This window comes from Staphylococcus sp. FSL K6-0223, assembly GCF_038008285.1.
Map to the genome: position 1 here is coordinate 633726 of NZ_JBBOYX010000002.1, position 20088 is coordinate 653813.

The 20088-nt window shown below is 34.3% G+C and carries 17 protein-coding genes; all 17 read right to left on the bottom strand.

Annotation, left to right across the window (positions count from 1 at the left end; translation table 11 throughout):
- Window positions 1-18: 18 nt before the first annotated feature.
- Window positions 19-3192 carry a carbamoyl-phosphate synthase large subunit gene (gene carB, locus MHI13_RS13965; RefSeq protein WP_058121861.1) on the bottom strand — a complete coding sequence of 1058 codons (3174 nt, stop codon included), beginning with the start codon at window positions 3190-3192 and terminating at the stop codon, window positions 19-21.
- Window positions 3185-4285 (bottom strand): carbamoyl phosphate synthase small subunit, encoded by a 1101-nt coding sequence (locus tag MHI13_RS13970; RefSeq protein WP_064210535.1) that lies wholly within the window; start codon window positions 4283-4285, stop codon window positions 3185-3187. Before MHI13_RS13970 ends, carB begins: the two co-directional genes overlap by 8 nt.
- A complete protein-coding gene (locus MHI13_RS13975; RefSeq protein WP_002435237.1) occupies window positions 4286-5563 on the bottom strand; it encodes a dihydroorotase in 1278 nt (425 codons plus the stop codon).
- A gap of 17 nt (window positions 5564-5580) precedes the next feature.
- Window positions 5581-6462, bottom strand: a complete 882-nt coding sequence (locus tag MHI13_RS13980; protein ID WP_002435230.1) for an aspartate carbamoyltransferase catalytic subunit — start codon at window positions 6460-6462, stop codon at window positions 5581-5583.
- Between the two features lie 26 nt (window positions 6463-6488).
- Entirely contained in the window at window positions 6489-7796 is a 1308-nt protein-coding gene (locus MHI13_RS13985) for a uracil-xanthine permease family protein (protein ID WP_002435254.1), read from the bottom strand.
- Window positions 7797-8035: 239 nt separating this feature from the next.
- On the bottom strand, window positions 8036-8563 hold the full coding sequence (gene pyrR / locus MHI13_RS13990; RefSeq protein ID WP_002435073.1) for a bifunctional pyr operon transcriptional regulator/uracil phosphoribosyltransferase PyrR: 528 nt from the start codon (window positions 8561-8563) through the stop codon (window positions 8036-8038).
- A gap of 344 nt (window positions 8564-8907) precedes the next feature.
- Window positions 8908-9825: an RluA family pseudouridine synthase gene (locus tag MHI13_RS13995; RefSeq protein ID WP_047796174.1), complete on the bottom strand. Its 918-nt coding sequence runs from the start codon at window positions 9823-9825 to the stop codon at window positions 8908-8910.
- Window positions 9826-9837: 12 nt separating this feature from the next.
- Window positions 9838-10314 (bottom strand): signal peptidase II, encoded by a 477-nt coding sequence (gene lspA, locus MHI13_RS14000; RefSeq protein WP_023350426.1) that lies wholly within the window; start codon window positions 10312-10314, stop codon window positions 9838-9840.
- Window positions 10315-10500: 186 nt separating this feature from the next.
- The gene (locus MHI13_RS14005) at window positions 10501-11298 is read right to left on the bottom strand and encodes a VOC family protein (RefSeq protein ID WP_064210533.1); all 798 of its coding nucleotides are present in this window, start codon (window positions 11296-11298) and stop codon (window positions 10501-10503) included.
- Window positions 11299-11590: 292 nt separating this feature from the next.
- The gene (gene ileS, locus MHI13_RS14010; protein ID WP_064210532.1) at window positions 11591-14341 is read right to left on the bottom strand and encodes an isoleucine--tRNA ligase; all 2751 of its coding nucleotides are present in this window, start codon (window positions 14339-14341) and stop codon (window positions 11591-11593) included.
- 325 nt (window positions 14342-14666) lie between these two features.
- The gene (locus tag MHI13_RS14015; RefSeq protein ID WP_030065292.1) at window positions 14667-15320 is read right to left on the bottom strand and encodes a DivIVA domain-containing protein; all 654 of its coding nucleotides are present in this window, start codon (window positions 15318-15320) and stop codon (window positions 14667-14669) included.
- Between the two features lie 23 nt (window positions 15321-15343).
- Complete coding sequence (locus MHI13_RS14020; RefSeq protein WP_064210531.1) at window positions 15344-16132, bottom strand: YlmH family RNA-binding protein; 789 nt, start codon at window positions 16130-16132, stop codon at window positions 15344-15346.
- 119 nt (window positions 16133-16251) lie between these two features.
- Entirely contained in the window at window positions 16252-16542 is a 291-nt protein-coding gene (locus tag MHI13_RS14025; protein WP_047796170.1) for a YggT family protein, read from the bottom strand.
- An 11-nt stretch (window positions 16543-16553) separates the two neighbouring features.
- Window positions 16554-17165 (bottom strand): cell division protein SepF, encoded by a 612-nt coding sequence (locus MHI13_RS14030; protein ID WP_153019920.1) that lies wholly within the window; start codon window positions 17163-17165, stop codon window positions 16554-16556.
- Complete coding sequence (locus MHI13_RS14035) at window positions 17162-17836, bottom strand: YggS family pyridoxal phosphate-dependent enzyme (RefSeq protein WP_064210529.1); 675 nt, start codon at window positions 17834-17836, stop codon at window positions 17162-17164. The genes MHI13_RS14030 and MHI13_RS14035 overlap by 4 nt, the downstream gene beginning before the upstream one ends.
- 17 nt (window positions 17837-17853) lie before the next feature.
- A complete protein-coding gene (gene pgeF, locus MHI13_RS14040; RefSeq protein ID WP_064210528.1) occupies window positions 17854-18645 on the bottom strand; it encodes a peptidoglycan editing factor PgeF in 792 nt (263 codons plus the stop codon).
- Window positions 18646-18897: 252 nt separating this feature from the next.
- A complete protein-coding gene (gene ftsZ, locus MHI13_RS14045; protein ID WP_047796167.1) occupies window positions 18898-20085 on the bottom strand; it encodes a cell division protein FtsZ in 1188 nt (395 codons plus the stop codon).
- Window positions 20086-20088 lie beyond the last annotated feature (3 nt).

A 20088-nucleotide genomic window follows, 5' to 3' on the forward strand; every position in this document is an offset into this window, starting at 1 on the left:
AATCATTCATTCTTTGTATTACATATTTCTCATCGTGAAAGTCATACTTTCAATTACGTTAGTCAATGCACTTGCAGTATCAAGTGATGTCAGACATGGTACACCATTTTCAACAGTTGTACGGCGGATTTGGAATCCATCACGTTCAACCTCTTTACCTTTCGTCATCGTATTAATAACGATTTGTACTTCACCATTTTGAATACGAGTAAGTAAATCATCTTCGCCACCGATTTTACCTACAACTTCAACAGGTATTTGATTGTCTTCAAGTTTTTCAGCTGTACCTTTTGTTGCTAAAATTTTATAGCCAACTTCATTTAAGCGATGTGCTATTTTCACGATTTCATCTTTATCTTTATCACTTACTGTCATTAATACTGTTCCGTGATCTTTTACTTCTACACCGCTACCTGTAAGTCCTTTGTAAAGCGCCTTTTCAAGAGTAAGATCTTTACCCATAACTTCTCCAGTTGACTTCATTTCAGGTCCAAGCGTAATGTCTACGTTCTTCAATTTATTAAAGCTAAATACAGGAGCTTTAACGAAGACGCCCTCAGAGTATGGTTGAATTCCTTGATGATAACCTAAATCAGCTAATTTATGTCCCATAATAGAACGCATAGCAAGTTGTGCCATTTGAATGTCAGTAATTTTACTCAAGAATGGAACCGTTCGACTTGAACGTGGATTAACTTCTAACACATAAACACCATCATGAGCGATGACAAATTGTATGTTGATTAAGCCAATAATATTTAATCCTTTAGCTAATTTAATTGTATAATCTTCGAGCGTATCAATCTCTTCTTTAGTTAACGTTTGTGGTGGATATACAGCAATTGAGTCACCACTATGCACACCAGCACGTTCAATATGTTCCATAATACCAGGAATAATCACTGTATCTCCGTCACAGATAGCATCTACTTCGATTTCTTTACCTGTTAAATAACGGTCAACAAGTACTGGATGTTCTGGGCTTGCTTTAACTGCTTGTGTCATATAGTTTTCTAATTCTTGGTCATTATCTACAATTTCCATAGCACGGCCACCTAATACGTAAGATGGTCGAACAACAACTGGATAACCAATTTCACGCGCATTTTCGAGTGCCTCTTTAGGAGATGTAGATGTTTTACCTTGAGGTTGTGGCACTTCAATCTGACGTAGTAACGCCTCAAATTCTTTTCTATCTTCAGCGCGATTTAGATCTTCTAAAGAAGTTCCCATGATTTGAACACCATGTTTAGCAAGTTTGTCAGCTAAATTGATGGCAGTTTGTCCACCAAATTGAACAACAACACCTTTAGGTTGTTCTAAATTGATGATATTCATTACATCTTCTTCAGTTAATGGTTCAAAGTATAATTTATCTGATATTGAGAAGTCAGTAGATACAGTTTCAGGATTATTGTTTACAATAATAGCTTCGTAGCCTGCATCTTGAATTGCCCATACAGCATGTACAGTAGCATAATCGAATTCTACACCTTGACCAATGCGAATAGGACCTGAACCTAATACGAGAATTTTCTCTTTATCCGTTACAACAGATTCATTTTCAGATTCATACGTTCCATAATAATAAGGCGTTGTCGATTCAAATTCTGCTGCACATGTATCAACCATTTTATATACAGGTTTAATATCATTTTTCACTCGTAATTGGTAGACATCGTCTTCATTCATATCCCAACGATGAGCGATTACTTTATCGCTAAAGCCATAATCTTTAGCATATTTAAGATATTCCAAATCACCTTGATGTTCTTTTAATTCGTGTTCAATGTTGATGATGTTTTGGAATTTATTTAGGAAGAAATAATCAATTTTCGTCATTTTATGGATTTCTTCTAAAGTTGTACCTCGGCGAATAGCTTCTCCAATAAAGAATAGTCGTTCATCATCTTGGTGACCAATTCGTTCTTTAATGTAGTCTAAATCAAAGCTCTCACCATTTGGTAAACCTAAGTGATGCACACCATACTCAAGTGAACGAATCGCTTTAAGTAATGATTCTTCATAAGTACGTCCAATTGCCATGACTTCTCCAGTTGCTTTCATTTGTGTACCTAGTTCACGTTCACCTTTTTCAAATTTATCGAATGGGAAACGAGGAATTTTAGAAATAACATAGTCCAATGTTGGTTCAAAAGCTGCATAAGATGTTCCAGTAATAGGATTTAACATTTCATCTAAAGTTAAACCTACTGCAATTTTCGCTGCTAATTTAGCTATTGGATAACCTGTAGCTTTAGAAGCTAAAGCTGATGAACGAGACACTCGAGGATTCACTTCAATAATGTAATAATTGAGAGAATGTGGATCTAGAGCTAGTTGTACATTACAGCCACCTTCAATACCTAATGCTCTAATTACTTTTAATGACACATCACGTAACATTTGGTATTCAACATCTGACAACGTTTGACTTGGAGCTACGACAATGGAATCCCCTGTATGTATACCAACTGGATCGATATTTTCCATGTTACAAACAACAATGGCATTATCATTTTTATCACGCATGACTTCGTATTCAATTTCTTTATAACCTGCTATTGATTTTTCGATTAAACACTGTGTAGCTGGACTATAATGTAATCCATTACTTACAACTTCTTTTAAATCGTCATCGTTGTAGCAGATTCCACCACCAGTACCGCCCATAGTGAAGGCTGGTCTAACGATGAGTGGATAACCCACTTGTTCTTTAAATTCAAAGGCTTGTTCTACAGTATTAACAATGTCACTTTCAGGTACAGGGACATTTAAATCATTCATTAATGTTCTAAACATTTCTCGGTCTTCAGCTTGTTGAATAGATTCAAGCTCAGTTCCTAAAAGTTTCACATTATTCGCAGCAAGTACGCCACTATCGTGGAGTTGAATTGCCATATTTAAACCAGTTTGTCCACCTAGAGTAGGTAACAATGCATCTGGTTGCTCTTTACGAATAATACGAGCAATAAAATCATGAGTTAGCGGCTCAATATAGACTTTATCAGCAATTTCTTTATCAGTCATTATTGTCGCAGGGTTAGAGTTAACTAAGATGACTCTATATCCCTCTTCTTTAAGAGCCAGACATGCTTGCGTACCTGCATAATCAAATTCTGCAGCCTGACCTATAATAATTGGTCCTGAACCTACTACTAAAATTGTTTGAATATCGTCGCGTTTAGGCATTAAAATGACGCTCCTTTTCTTTGAACTCATTCATCATCGTTATAAACTCATCGAATAAATAGTTTGAATCGCTTGGGCCCGGTCTTGCTTCAGGATGATATTGTACTGAGAAAGCAGGTAATTGTTTATGTCTCAAACCTTCCACTGTCCCATCATTAAGCGCAATATGTGTCACCTCTAAATCAGTATTTTCAAGTGAATCACGATCTATAGCATAGCCATGATTTTGACTGGTGATATCTACTTTACCTGTTCTTAAATCCTTAACAGGATGATTAGCACCACGATGACCGAACTTCATTTTGAAAGAAGTGGCACCTTGTGATAAAGCAAAAAGTTGATGTCCTAAGCATATTCCGAAGAATGGTATTTTACCTAAGATACCTTTGATCATTTCGATAGCAACTTCAACTTCATCTGGGTCTCCAGGACCGTTAGATAACATCACTCCATCTGGTGACATGCCTAAAATTTCTTCTGCTGTTGTATTGTATGGTACAACTGTTACATTACAACCACGTGTATTTAGTTCACGAACAATGTTTTGTTTCTTACCAAAGTCGATTAAAACCACACTTAAATCTGAACCTGTTGATACGTATGGTGTTTTAGTAGAGACTGTTTGAACTTCATCTCTTGGTAATTCAGCAGTTTTTAAATGTTCTACAAGCGCTTGAATGTCATCTTTATTATCTGTAAATCCAGCTCTCAATACACCGTGTTGGCGAATCTTACGTGTGATACTTCTTGTATCCACGCCAGAAATACCTGGAATATGATATTGAACAAGTACTTCATGTAATGTTTTTTGGTGTCTAAAGTTACTAGGATGTGTGCTTGCCTCTTTCACTACTACACCATTCAATGTCGGTGTCAATGATTCAAAGTCATCACGGTTAATACCATAATTCCCAATTAATGGGTAAGTAAATGTAATGATTTGACCTGTATATGAGGGGTCAGAAATAGTTTCCTGATACCCCGTCATTGCAGTATTAAATACGATTTCGCCTATTGAAAGGTCATCTGAACCTAAGCGATATCCTTCATAATAAGAGCCATCTTCCAGTACAAGATAACGTTTTTCAAGCATCTATTTTTCCTCCTCAAATACTACTTCGCCTTTAACCATTGTTAAAATCGGATTACCATAAACTTTTTCACCGATAAATGGTGTATTATCCGCTTTAGATAAGAAGTCTTCACTTCTGATTTCTTTATCATTATTTAAATCTATAATTGTTAAATCAGCATAACTATCTTTATGCAATTTACCATAGTTTAAATTAAAGATTGTTGCAGGTTTAATAGTGAAATAATCCACTAACTGTTGAAGTGACCAATTACCTCTTCTTACAAAGTGAGTGTATAATAATGGGAAAGCTGTCTCACTACCCACGATACCAAACGGTGCTTGAGTCATTGGTTGATCTTTTTCTTCTTTTGCATGTGGCGCATGGTCAGTTGCTATACAATCAATCGTTCCATCTAATAAACCTTCTAATAATGCTTCTCTATCTTCTTTACTTCTTAATGGTGGGTTCATTTTATAGTTTGCATCATCGCCTGGTACATCATTTTCAGTTAAAAGTAAGTGATGTGGAGTTACTTCTGCAGTGACGTGAATGCCAGCTTTCTTAGCATCTCTAATCACACGTACACTTTCTTTAGTAGAAACGTGACATACATGATAATGACATCCTGTAGCTTCAGCTAATAAGACATCTCTAGCGATCTGCACTGATTCAGCAATGTTTGGTATACCTGGAATACCAAGTTCTTCACTACGTTTACCTTTATGCATTGCGCCACCATAAATCAAGCTATTATCTTCGCAATGTGCTACGATTGGTTTCTTAACGCGTGCTGCTTGTTTCATAGCCGCATACATCATACTAGCTTGTTGAACACCTACACCGTCATCTGTAAATGCGAATACCCCTTCTAGTGCTAACTCTTTGAAATCAACAAGTTCTTTTCCAGCTTGTCTTTTAGTAATAGATGCATAAGGTAACACACGTACTTTAGCTGTTTCTGAAATTCTTTGTCTTAATTCTCTAACATGTTCAACTGAATCTGGAACTGGTCTTGTATTAGGCATTGGGCATACAGTAGTGAATCCCCCTCTTGCAGCTGCTTTCGTACCAGTTTCAATTGTTTCTTTATGTTCCCCACCTGGCTCACGTAAATGCACGTGAACGTCAACAAATCCTGGTGCGATTAAATTTCCTTTAGCATCGATAACTTCAATATTAGGAGATGAAGAATTGATTTTACTACTAATTGTTTTAATACGTTTACCATCAATTAAAATCTCAGTATCTTTTAAAATTCCGTTTCTTAAGATCTTTCCATTTTTGATTAATTTCATTTTAAAATAACCCCTTCCTATTTTAAAAGCGCGCTGATAACTGCCATTCTTAAATACATCCCATTTTCCATTTGTTTGAAAATACGTGATTTGGGTGCTTCTACTAAATCACTTTTAATTTCGACTCCTCGATTGACTGGAGCAGGATGCATGACAATGGCTTCATCTTTTAATTTATCATATCTTGACTGAGTTAACCCATATTGTTGATGATATTCCTCTGCCGCAAAATTAGCTTCACCAGCAATGCCGTGTCTTTCGTGTTGAACTCTTAACAACATCACAATATCGACTTGATCAATCACATCATCTATATTAACGTATGGCGCCTCTAATGTCTCATCTACCCATTCTTCAGGACTAGAGAACATGACATTTGCACCTAATGCTCTTAAACTATGATAATTACTTCTAGCTACTCGAGAGTTTTTAATATCGCCGCAAATTAACACATTCAACCCATCAAATGACCCATACTCTTCGTAAATAGTCATTATATCTAGCAAACTTTGCGTAGGATGTTGACCACTTCCATCTCCTGCGTTTGCTATAGGTATATTAATGTTTTCTAATTCCTCGTAATAAGCATTTTGAGAGTGACGAATGACTAATAAATTAACTCCAATACTTTCTAATGTTTTACAAGTATCGTATAACGACTCGCCTTTTTTAACTGAAGAGGTACTCGTTTCAAAACTCACTTGTTTTAATCCTAATTTGAGTTCAGCTACTTCAAAACTACACTTTGTTCTTGTTGAATTTTCAAAGAATAAGTTCGTTACATACGTATCATTAAACTGCGGTAAAGCTCTTTCACCTGATTTATACTGGCTTGCAGTTGTAACTAAATCATATATTTCATCCGTTGATAGATGTTCCATAGATAATAAATTTTTCATATAGCGCCCTCCTAATGGATTAAATCTTAATTTTCTTCTTTTTTATCTTTTGGCAAAATTAAATTTAAAATAATTCCAGAAAGTGCGGATAATGCCATACCTTCAATTTGTAAATTAATTCCAATACCTTTTAAATTGATAAGTAAATTACCAATACCTACTACAAGTATTACTGATGCAATGACTAAGTTACGGTTACTTGAAAAATCTACATTGCTTTCAACTATCATACGCAATCCACTAGCAGCAATAATACCAAATAATAGTATCGAAACACCGCCCATGACAGGAGTAGGTATCGATGAAATTAACGCAGTAAATTTACCTATGAAAGCTAGAATGATAGCGATCACTGCTGCTCCACCAATGACGTAAATACTATATATTTTAGTAATCGCTAGTACGCCTATATTTTCACCATAGGTTGTACTTGGAGGCCCACCGATAATACTCGCAAACATTGTAGATACCCCATCTCCAATAATTGATTTATCCAAACCTGGATCTTTAAAGAAATTACGGCCTACAATTTTATTGATAACCATTTGATGGCCGATGTGTTCACTTACTGTGACGAACACAACGGGTATCATGACTAATACTAATCCTAAATGGAATGATGGTGTGTAATCTTTAAATGGTAAATATATGTGTGGAAAATCTAACCATTTGGCGTGGGCAATAGGTCCAAATTTTACTAAGCCCATGAAAATAGAAACAATATAACCAACTACAATACCAATTAATACAGGTATCAGTGATAAAAATCCTTTAAAGAAACCTTGTACTACGATTGTGACTATGAGTGTAATTAGAGCTACGAGTAAATAACTTAAGTTATAACCTTTCATATCTGAAGAATTCTCATACATAGCCATATTGACGGCTGTAGGTGCCAAACTTAATCCGATAACCATAATAACTGGTCCTACTACAACTGGTGGTAGTAAATGCATTAGCCAACCAGTTCCACTTAATCTAATAAGTAAACCTATAATGACGTACATCAACCCGCTCATAAACAGAGCCACTAACATGTCTCCTAAGCTATGGGTACTTAGACCAGTAATAATCGGTGTGATAAAGGCGAAACTTGAACCTAAATAAGCAGGTATTTTAGCCTTTGTGATTAATATGTAAATAAGTGTTCCAATACCTGAAGCAAGTAATGCTGCTGATATTGGTAAATGTGTCAAAAATGGTACAAGGACGGTTGAGCCAAACATTGCAAATAAATGTTGCAAACTTAAGAATGCCCATTGTGCTGGTTTAGGTTTGTCTCTAACATCAAGCACTGGCTTCACAGTGCGCTCAAACATTTGTTCATTTTCCATGTCATTCATTTCCTTTCATAAAAAAATCTCTTTACATCAGCGAATGCAAAGAGACTAATTGAAATGTAGTCGAATAAGGTTTTACACCTCAAAGATTACATTTCTAACGAAGTATTACATTAAACAATGGTAAAGGTATGATAAATCTTAAAGATTTACATCATCGCTTTATCGTTCGTCTATGGCTTAATTTGTTTACTCCACCTTTTTCAGTCTCTCGTACTGCTTTAAAAGGGATATTATTTTATTATGACTGCGTTCTGATGATCAATTTCATTTAAATAAACTGAAACGGATTCATCACGCGCAGTTGGTATATTTTTTCCTACAAAGTCTGCTCGGATAGGAAGTTCACGATGGCCTCTATCAACAAGTGTTGCAAGTCCAATTTTAACAGGTCGTGAGTGTAGCAATATAGCGTCTAATGAAGCTCTTACTGTACGACCAGTATATAAAACATCGTCAACGATAATCACCACTTTATCAGTAATGTCAACATCGATATCAAATGCTTTGATGTCTGATTGCTGGGTGACATTATCAATATCATCACGGAAATGTGTAATATCAATTGTGCCGGTTGGTACATTGCACTGCTCAATAGAATGAATCTTTTCTTGTATACGATTCGCTAAAAATGCACCTCGTGTCTTTATTCCTAAAAGTACTAAATTGTCAGTGCCTTTGTTATATTCCAAAATCTCATGTGCAATTCGAGTGATTGTACGCTGTATCGCGGCTTCATCTAAAATGATTCGTTCAGACATCGTTTCACCTCTTATAATAGAAAAACCTCATATCTTTAATAAAGACATGAGGTTAAGGCACACTTCAAGAAAATTAATTATACTCAGGTAATTAACTTTCAGGTATATATTTACAGTATTTCATCATTAAGAACGCGCATACATTCTTAAGCGAAATACATTGATATGCATGATTATTCCTATTATTCATGTCTTCGAAGCCTCTCTGGACTCGCAATTAAAGACGAAGTTTTTTATATTTAAACTGTTATTAGTCTAAAACTTTTTAATAAATAAGTCAATGATTTCTTTAAACTAAAAGTTAACAAAATCGCTCGTAATGTTTAACTTTGTAATGTGGTTTTTTAAGCATCTCTACGTCGAATATCTTCTAATAAATCTTTAAAATCATTAGGCAAATCAGTACTTCTTTCAATATACTCATGTGTTACTGGATGTTCAAAACCAATCACACCCGCATGCAATGCTTGACCACCAATATCTAATGTTCTCTTAGGTCCATATTTAGGGTCACCCACAAGCGGGTAGCCAATATATTTCATATGCACACGAATTTGGTGAGTTCGTCCAGTTTCCAATTCACATTCTATCAAAGTATAGTCTTTAAAATGCTCTATTACATTGAAATGCGTTACAGCTTCTTTACCATCATCAACTACAGCCATTGCTTGACGGTCATTTTTATTACGACCAATTGGAGCATCTACCGTACCATAATCATGCGGAATATTACCGTGAACTAACGCAGTGTATTTACGTTTAACACTTTTAGCCATTAGTTGTTCGACAAGACCTCGATGAGCGATGTCATTTTTAGCAACCATTAATAAACCAGAAGTATCTTTATCAATACGGTGAACAATACCAGGACGTATTTCACCGTTAATACCAGATAAATTTTTGATTTGATACATTAAGCCGTTCACAAGTGTGCCCGTATAATGACCTGGAGATGGATGTACTACCATACCTTTAGGTTTATAAACAATCGCCACATCATCATCCTCATAATAGATATCTAAATCTAAATCTTCTGGTTGAATGTCTGCTTCTACAACTTCCTTTTCAGTGACAATGATATGATCATTTAATTTAACTTTATAATTTGATTTAATCACTTTATCATTAACTTTAACTAAATCTTCTTTAATCCAATCTTGAAGTTGGCTACGAGACCAAGCATCATTCGACTCAGATAGAAATTTATCTATTCTTTGACCAACTTGTGTTTCATCTGTGATCTTAAATTCATGTGTTTCCAAAAGTATACCTCCTTAGTTCTTTTTAGTTGTATCCTTTAATAATGCGATAATTACGAAGATAACGCCTATAGTTAAACTTGAATCTGCAATATTAAAGATTGGGAAATCATAACCAAAGATGTTTGTATCTATAAAATCGACAACTTCACCATTAAATACGCGATCAATAAAGTTACCTAACGCACCAGCAAAGAGTAAGGTAATTGCAACTTGCATAAATAAATTATATTTAGCTTCTTTAATATAAAACAGCACGAGAACTACTAAAATAACTAATGTGATAATATAGAAAAATCCCATTTTACCACTTAAAATTCCCCAAGCAGCTCCATTATTTCTATGTGAAGTAATATTAAGAAAATGAGGAATTACTTCGTAGGAATCGCCAATTTTCATGGATGAAGCAATTATCCACTTTGAAATTTGGTCAAAAATTATAATTAAAAATGCTAAAAGAAGTGAGATTCCAATATAATATTTCTTTTTCATTCATGTGCCTCCATTCAGTTCAACGTCACTTTTGACAACACTTAACATTATATCCTACTCCAAGACATAAAAAAAGATTGCTGAGTATAAATCTAATTATTAGAAATGTTGAGCAATAATATCATACAAAAAGTTGAGACTTAATCGTGTCTCAACTTAATTTTAGTAAATATTTAGCTTACTCAATTATTCATCTTTTATTCGATTAAACCTGAAGTACAAGCCATCTGGTCCTTTTAAATTTAAATGCGTAGATTCAGGATAGTGAAAATCTATTAACGCTAAACCATATGTGTTTTCATTATCAACACGCTTGGTCCCTGATAACCACTGATTCATTGCTAAATGATTGTAATAATGATTTGAGGACAAAAATAATGAGAAATCGTCTATATAAGCTGACTCTTCTAAACCGAAATAATTAAGATAATATGATTTAATTTCTGAGATTCTAATAGTTTTAAGATGCAAATGACCTAATTTCGCTTCATTAGGTACACCTTGCCATTTTTCATTAGAAACTTCTTTTAACAATCGAGGTACGTTAATTGGTTTAATATCCAATTTCACTCTATTATCTTCATCGTATTTCCACATTTCAAAGTCATAATCGACGTAAAATTTAAGCGCATTACCTTCAGGATCTTCAACAAAGAGTGATGTTCCAACACTTTGTTCTCCTCCATTAACCGGTATCTCAAAATCACTTAATTGTACTAATAAATCGGCTAGAGAGGATAATTCTGGCAACTTAATTCCTATATGAAATAAGCCAGCTTCAGACATGAGTGGCTCTCTACCATTTTGAATTTCATTAAAAGTTATATATTGATTGTTTGCTCCAACCTTATATTGAACAGCCTTCATAGATTCATTAACAAAATTAAATCCTAAAACTTCCTCATAAAAGGCTCTTATAACTTCTATATCGCGTACATTTATTATTATTCCATTAACGAAATGTGCATCTTTACTATGAAACATCATTCTACCCTCTCAACAATGACTTGTACTCTGAATGGTTGTCTATATATAAGATTTCATTACTATAATTTTAACATTATGACTAAATATATTTAAGAATTCAAATTTCTAATTTATGATGTGAATTTAAAGAGAAATTTTAAATATATCAACATTTTCTCATTAAAGTCTTATAAATCTTACTTTAATTTTTCTAATCAATTTGTTTCTTAAAGTATAAAAGACCTAAGAAGACTTCTTTATAATAAAATCTTCTCAGGTCTATGATTAATGGTTACCAATCATTTAGAAATTAAACTAATGTTTTCACTACTTCTTGGCAACGTGGACATAGATGATCAAGTTCTCCAACAGAACCTAATTCATCGCTATAGTTCCAACATCTTTCACACTTTTCGCCTTCTGCGTGTTCGATGCGAATATCACCATATTTATATGTTTCACCATTTTCAACTGAATCAACAACTTCAACTTGAGAAACGATGAATAATTGTTGTAAATCATTAAACTCTTGTAAGAATTCAGCAGCTTTAAATGATTCATTATTGCCAATAACCACTTTAGCTTCTAATGATTTACCAATGACTTTTTCATTACGAGCTTGTTCTAAAGCACGGTTTACGTCGTCGCGTAGATCCATAAGAGTATTCCATTTATCTAATAATTCTCTATCTACTTCAACAACTTCTGGCATATCTGCTAAATGAACACTTTCCTCTTTAACGTGAGGTGTATGTGACCATACTTCTTCTGCAGTATGCACTAGGATTGGTGCTAATAATTTTGTCATATCTACTAAGATTTGATAAAGCACTGTTTGCATGCTGCGACGTTTATGAGAGTCTTTCTTCTCAATGTAAAGAATATCTTTACCATAGTCTAAATAGAAGTTACTTAATTCTACATTGATAAAGTTTTGAACTTCTTGATAAATGTTAAGGTAATCAAAATTCTCATAGTTGTTGATAGTACTAGCTGTGAATTCACGTAAACGATTAAGTAAATAACGATCTACGTCGAGTAATTCATTTTCAGGGATACGATCTGTCTCAGGGTTATAATCATTAATATTACCTAACATGAATCTGAGTGTATTTCTTATTTTACGATAAACATCAGAAGTTTGTTTTAAAATTTCATCTGAAATACGGACGTCTGCTAAATAATCAGTACTACTTACCCATAGACGTGCGATATCTGCACCTTTTTGCTTAACAACTTGGTCCGGAACAATGACGTTACCAAGCGATTTACTCATTTTTTTACCTTCACCATCCATAACGAAACCGTGTGAAAGTAGGAATTTATAAGGTGCTTGTCCACGAGTTGCTACAGCAGTAGTTATTGAAGAGTTAAACCAACCACGATACTGGTCACTTCCTTCAAAGTAAAGATCTGCAGGGAAACTTAACTCTGGTCTTGTTTCTAATACACCACGGTGAGATGAACCTGAATCGAACCATACATCCATGATGTCTGTTTCTTTAGTAAATTCACCATTAGGACTTCCAGGATGTGTAAATCCTTCTGGTAATAAATCTTTCGCTTCACGTTCAAACCACACATTTGACCCATGTTCTGCGAATAAATCAGCGATATGATTAACTGTTTCTTTCGTCATGATGATGTCACCATTTTCAGCATAAAATACTGGTAATGGAACACCCCATACACGTTGACGAGAAATAACCCATTCGCCACGATCACGAATCATATTATAGATACGTGTTTTACCCCAATCTACTTTAAAGTTAGTCTCTTCAATCGCATCTAAGATATCTTGTCTTACTTTGTTAATTGAAGCAAACCATTGAGGTGTCGCTCTAAAGATAACTGGTTTTTTTGTACGCCAATCATGTGGGTAGCTATGTGTAATAAAGTCTAATTTGAGAAGTGCGTCCTTTTCAGTTAATAAGTCAGTGACAGCTTTATTCGCTTTGTCATAGAACATACCTTCAAATTGGCCGCCCTCTTCAGTAAATACACCCTTGTCATTTAGAGGACTGATGACAGGTAAGTCATATTTTTGTCCAACGATGTAGTCGTCTTCCCCGTGTCCAGGAGCAGTATGAACACATCCAGTACCTGCATCTGTTGTGACGTGATCTCCATTAATCACTAGTGACGTACGATCTAAGAATGGATGTTGCGCTTCAACATATTCTAACTCTTTACCCGTAAATTCTTTTTCAAGTTGTATTGTTTCTTTATCCCAACCTAAAGCATCAGCTACAGTCTCAGATAAGGCTTGAGCAACAATAAATTTCTGTCCTTCTACATTGTATTGGCCATACTTAAGTTCTGGATGAACAGTGATAGCTACGTTTGAAGGAATTGTCCAAGGTGTTGTAGTCCAGATAATAAACTTAGCATCTGAATCAACGACTCCTTTATCGTCTTTAACGTTAAATGCTACATAAATAGAGGCAGAACGTTTATCATGGTATTCAATTTCCGCTTCAGCTAATGAAGATTCACTTGAAGGTGACCAATAAACTGGTTTCTTACCTTTATAAATTAAACCTTTGTCTGCCATTTCACCAAATAAACGAATTTGTGCTGCTTCATATTCAGGCGTAAGTGTAATATAAGGATTATCAAAGTCACCACGAACACCTAGACGTTTGAAATCCTTCTTCTGAATATCTACTTGCTTAAGTGCAAATTCTTTACACTTTTCTCTAAATTCAGCAATTGACATTTTTTTACGGTCTACGCCTTTTTTAGTTAAAGCCTGTTCAATTGGTAAACCATGCGTATCCCAGCCTGGAACATATGGTGCATAGAATCCTTGCATTGTTTTATAACGGACGATAAAATCCTTAATAATTTTATTAAGTGCATGTCCCATATGTAAACTACCATTTGCATACGGTGGACCATCATGCAAGATATAAGATTGATTACCTTTATTTTTTTCTAATGCTTTTTTATATTGATCTTCTGCGTCCCATTTTTCTTGAATTTGAGGCTCTTTATTAGGTAAACCGCCTCTCATAGGAAAGTCAGTTTTGGGCATTAATAAAGTATCTTTAAAATTCATACTGTTCACTCCTTCTAATGATAAAAAGAACTCTAAGTTCAATTAAAAGGGACGGCTAAACCGCGGTACCACCCTATTTAACTCAACTTAGAGTTCTCTCATAAACATATTAAAATAAAAGCCAGTGATATAAGAAACAAACGATATGTTAGGCTCTCACCATTCCTAACTCGCTGGAAAATGTTTAGTGTTTCTTACGCGTCTGTCTTTTTATATCATATCAATAAATTGTCATTAAGAAAATGTATTTTTAACATAAATACATTTACAAGTTTAAAATTCTTCAATTGCGTCTCCATCTATTAATCATTTATCAATAGAATACTTATAAATTACTATGAGTTGTAGAAGTCTCTGATTGATTATTAGACGTACGTGAAGATTCAGAAGTAGAAGTTGTTCCACTATTATTCTCTGCTTGAGATTGGCTTTCCTTCATAGCGCGTTCTTCTGGTGTAAGATCATTATCATTTAAGTGATGAATATCTTCTAAAGTCACTTGTTCAGCATCTAAATCATAATTTAATAAGTAATCCCAATCTTCACTTTTAAGTAAATCTAATTGAGCTTCTACCAACATACGGAAACGAGATCTAAACACTTTAGATTGACGTTTCATGTCTTCAGTTTGGAATGATAAACGACGTGCTTTTTCAATCGCATCATTTACAATTTTATCAGCTTGAACTTGAGCTTTAGCAAGTGTAGCTTCGGCATCTTTATTAGCAGCTAATTTTGTTTCTTCTCCAACTTTTTGAGCTTGAATTAAAGCATCACTTACAGATTGATGCACATCTTGATAAGATTTGATATTAGTGTCTCTATCTTCAACTACTTTTTCAAGTTGCTTTTTATCTTCTTTAAGTCGTTCAATCTCAGTGCTTAATTGATCTAAATAATTAGCAACCTCAGTGGGTTCTAAACCATTCTTCACTCGACTAAACTCTTTATTTTTAATCTCACTTGGTGTGAAAGGCATGATATATCCTCCTTAATTCATCACTATTTAAATAATGTCTGATAGGTAATGTGTAGTTTATCTTTTTTAGTTCTTCCTCCAATTTGAGTGATTCGAGCTCTGCCAAATCCTTGGATAGAAAGTAGATCATTTTGTTCTAATTGAAAGTCAGGTGTATCAATTATAGTATGATTCACTTTGACTCTTTTCTTTTCTATTAATTGCTTTGCTATATTACGAGATTTATGAATCATGTCTTTTAATACAACGTCCAATCTCATTGCACTAACAGTCGTGCTTTGAATTTTCCAATTCTCTTTTGATTGTATCATATCTTTTATAGGAATAGAATTAAGTTTAACTGTGGCACCTTTAATCCTATTTAATTCAAGCATAATATAAGATTCCAAACGCTCTGTCAAAACAAATTGTATATCACCTGCAACTATAATATCCCCCAATTGTTCTCTCTCAATACCTAAAGACATTAAGGTGCCTAACACATGTTGATGTTGGATTGAAACGAATTTCTCAGGATAATCGATTCGTAATAGTGACAGCTCAAAATCTTCCACTTGTGCTTCATAATATGATGGAGCTACGATAGCACGTTTTCTCTCAGCGTAGGGACCCCCATAAAAGTCGACTTTTAACATTTCATAACTCCCCACGATGACTTCTAAGATGTATTGACCTCTCGGATCTAAAAAAGCAGTGAGCACAGGCGCATAGTGATTTTCAGCTTGATTACACTTATCTATTAATTGATCTATCAATTCTTGTTCTTCTCTTCTAAAATGTTGATATATATCGATGTGAGACACTCCTAACATTTTATTTTCACAACATTCAATTAAGATAACTTAATTTCACATGACAAAAACGAGGTCAAAGTTCAATTAATACTTTGCCTCGCTTAAAATACTCATATAAAATTCAAACTACTTCATTTTTATGATAAATGTGTAAGTATGATATTAAAAATTGTAACTAAACCTCTTTGAAATAATACTAATACTATAATAGCTGCTATAGAAGAAATATCTATGATGCCAATGGGAGGAATGATTTTCCTAAATGGTTCTAAAAAAGGTTCATAAATTTTACCAAGAAATTCCCCCACTTTAGATTCTCTAATGCTTGGAACCCAAGACGTGAAGAAATAAATAATCATTCCTATATAATAAATTTGAACCAAAAATAATATAAATCGGAATATAGTACTAAGTAGACCGATATCCATAATTAGACTCCTTATTCGTAATGTTGCTCCATGTTTTCGATATGATCAGTTATGCTTCCAGCAACTTCTACGTTATCAGGTGTACATAAGAATATATCAGTTCCTACACGCTGAATATCTCCACCAATTGCATATACTGTTCCACTTAAGAAGTCAATAATACGTTTAGCAGATACTTTATCAATGCGTTGTAAGTTCACTAAAGTAGCACGTCTATTTTTCAATTCATCCGCAATATCTTGTGTATCAGAAAACACACGTGGTTCAAATAAGCACATTTTAGAGCTTTCTTGTGTCGCATAATTTTGTGATGATTGATTCATAGTTACAACATTACGAGAATTACTCTTTGAATTATTATTCATACGATAATTCCTTTCTTCAGAAGTTGCACTTTTTCTTGTTGTGCTCTTTTGAGGCACAGATTTGATTGCATTTTGTTTGTTTACATTGTTTTGTGATTGCGTTGATGGTACATTGTTTTCATTTCGTGATTCAACATCACGTTCTTGAGCACGCTCACGTGTCTGAGATGTTTCACGTTCTTCTGGTGCTTCAACTTCTTCTTCATCTTCTACTACAAAAAATCCATTAAATAAATCCTTTAAAGCCAAGGGGCTCACTCCTCTTCTCCTACAAGTTTAGTCCCAATTCTGACAAAGGTTGCACCTTCTTCAACTGCTATCTGATAGTCATTACTCATTCCCATAGATAATTCTGTGCAAGGTGCATGTTCTAAATTGAATTGTTGAATTTCTTCTTTTTTATGTTTTAAATCATTGAAAATTGATTTTATGTACGCACTATCATCAGTTAGAGGTGCCATTGTCATTAAACCAATTACTTTGATGTTTTCATAAGCTTTTAGTTCATTTAAAAATTCATTAACTTCGTCTAATGCTATACCATGTTTAGATTCTTCCCCAGAAACATTAACTTGTAAAAAACAAGATACAACATGGTCTGCTCTCTTATTAATCTCCTTAGCTAAACTCAGGCGATCTAAAGCGTGAAAATAGTCAACTTCGTTAATTACTTCTTTAACTTTTCTAGATTGCAAAGAACCAATAAAGTGAAAAACAACATCATCAGGTAATGCTGCTTTTTTCTCTTTGAAGCCTTCTAATCTATTTTCGCCAAAGTGCCTAATACCTGCTTCATAAGCTTCTTTAGCTCGCTCTATTGTAACATACTTTGTCACTGCAATCACGTGAGGGTGTGCTGAATTAGAACTTTTTTCTAAATGTTCACTTATTTCTTGTTCAATTTGTTTTAAATTTTGTTTTACACTCACTAACGTTCCTCCTCACTTTACTTGCGTCCTATAAATGCTAACATACGTCCAGTCTGACCTTTTTCAATTCTATAAGAGAAAAATAAGTCTAAATTTTCAGAAGTAGCATACTCAGTAATATAGATATTATCTGATGGGACGCCTACTTCTTCAAGTAATAAAGCATTGGCTTTTTTTAAATCAATACCATGTTTGTTTGCTGCACGCGAGTCAATATATTTAGATGAGTCAATTGTTAATGTTTCAAATTTACCTTTGATATCATCATTGATTTCATAGGAATTAGATGTTGCTGGTCCAATAACCACTTGTAAATCATTTAAATCAAAGTCAATTTTTCTAACCATTTCTTTTACGATCTCACCATAGGTACCACGCCATCCAGCATGGGCAAGGCCCACATAACCATGCTTCTCACTATAAAAGTAAACAGGAACACAATCAGCATAACACATGGTTAATAATATATTGGAATCATAAGTAAAAATGCCATCTAACCCATATAAGTCATCAGTTAATTCTTCAATATTCATACCTCGATGTTCTTTAGTAATTTCTGTGACTTTATTTCCATGTGTCTGAATTGGGAAAACCCAATTATTTCTATCGAAGCCTATTTCATTTGCAAGAATTTCCTGATGTTGAGTAATATTAGCTTGATTATCATCCACGTATCTAGCCATGTTAAAAGCGTGTTTTGGATAATGACTCAGTCCATTCTCTCTAGTTGTGAAACCAAGCTTAATACTATGAGTAGGTTTTACATCATAATCTAAATAATGTTCTTTCTTTATAAACTTTTCAGTCATTATGTTTCACCACCATTTGAGAATGTTTAAAAGCAATTATTATAATTCATGACAATTAAGTATATTATAAAACTATTATATATCATACTTTCTACCATTTAAACTACAAGTTACAAGAATAAATAATTTAAATATATACTTAATATTGGTGTCATGAAAATTAATAAGTAATATTATGTAATTCATAAACTGTAATTTAAAAAGCCATCAGTACAAACTCTGATGGCTTTTTATCTAAATTATCATATATAATTAGCGTCTTGTTCTTCTAGAACGTCTTTCTTCTCTATTTCTAATAAAGCTAGGAATGTCGTCATCTTTTGTAGAGTGACTTCTTTCGCTTACGCCTTCTGAAGATTGAGAGCTAGTTGAAGTGTTTGTAGCAAATGAGTCTTCTTTAGGAGCAGCATGACTTTGGTTAGAAGAATTACTATTAACACTTGAACCGAAACCAGTACTTGTAGCTTTACGACCTTGAGATGACGGTTTATCTTCGAAACCTGTAGCAATCACTGTAACAACAATTTCGTCTTGAAGTTCAGGATTAATTACTGTACCGAAGATCATGTTTACATCTTCGTCAGCCGCATCTTGAACAATATCAGCAGCTTCTTGAGCTTCAAATAGTGAGAGTGATTCTCCACCAGTAATGTTCATAAGTACGCCTTGAGCACCAACAATTGAAGTTTCTAATAATGGTGATGAAATAGCTTTTTTAGCAGCTTCAACCGCTCTATTTTCACCAGAAGATACACCGATACCCATTAATGCTGAACCTTGGTTAGACATAATAGTTTTAACGTCGGCAAAGTCTAAGTTTACCTCACCTGATACAGCGATTAAATCTGAGATACCTTGTACACCTTGACGTAACACATTATCTGCTTCCTTGAATGCTTCCATCATAGGTGTAGATTTGTCTACGATATCTAATAAACGATCATTAGGAATAACAATTAATGTATCAACTGCAGCTTTCATTGCTTCAACGCCAGCGGCAGCTTGAGTTTGACGTTTACGTCCCTCAAAACCGAATGGGCGAGTTACAACGCCTACTGTTAAAGCGCCCATTTCTTTAGCGATTTTAGCAACTACTGGAGCAGCTCCTGTACCAGTACCGCCACCCATACCAGCAGTAACGAATACCATATCTGCACCTTGGATAGCATCTTCGATTTGTTCACGAGATTCTTCAGCAGCTTTTTTACCAATTTCAGGATTTGCACCTGCACCAAGACCTCGCGTTAACTTTTCACCAATTTGGATTTTTGATTCCGCTTTAGATAAGTTAAGCGCTTGTCCATCTGTATTGATAGCGATAAACTCAACGTTATTCATGCCGTGGTCAATCATACGATTAACAGCGTTGTTACCGCCGCCACCTACACCGATGACTTTCAATGTAGCTAAATGATTAAATCCTTGTTCAAATTCTAACATTTA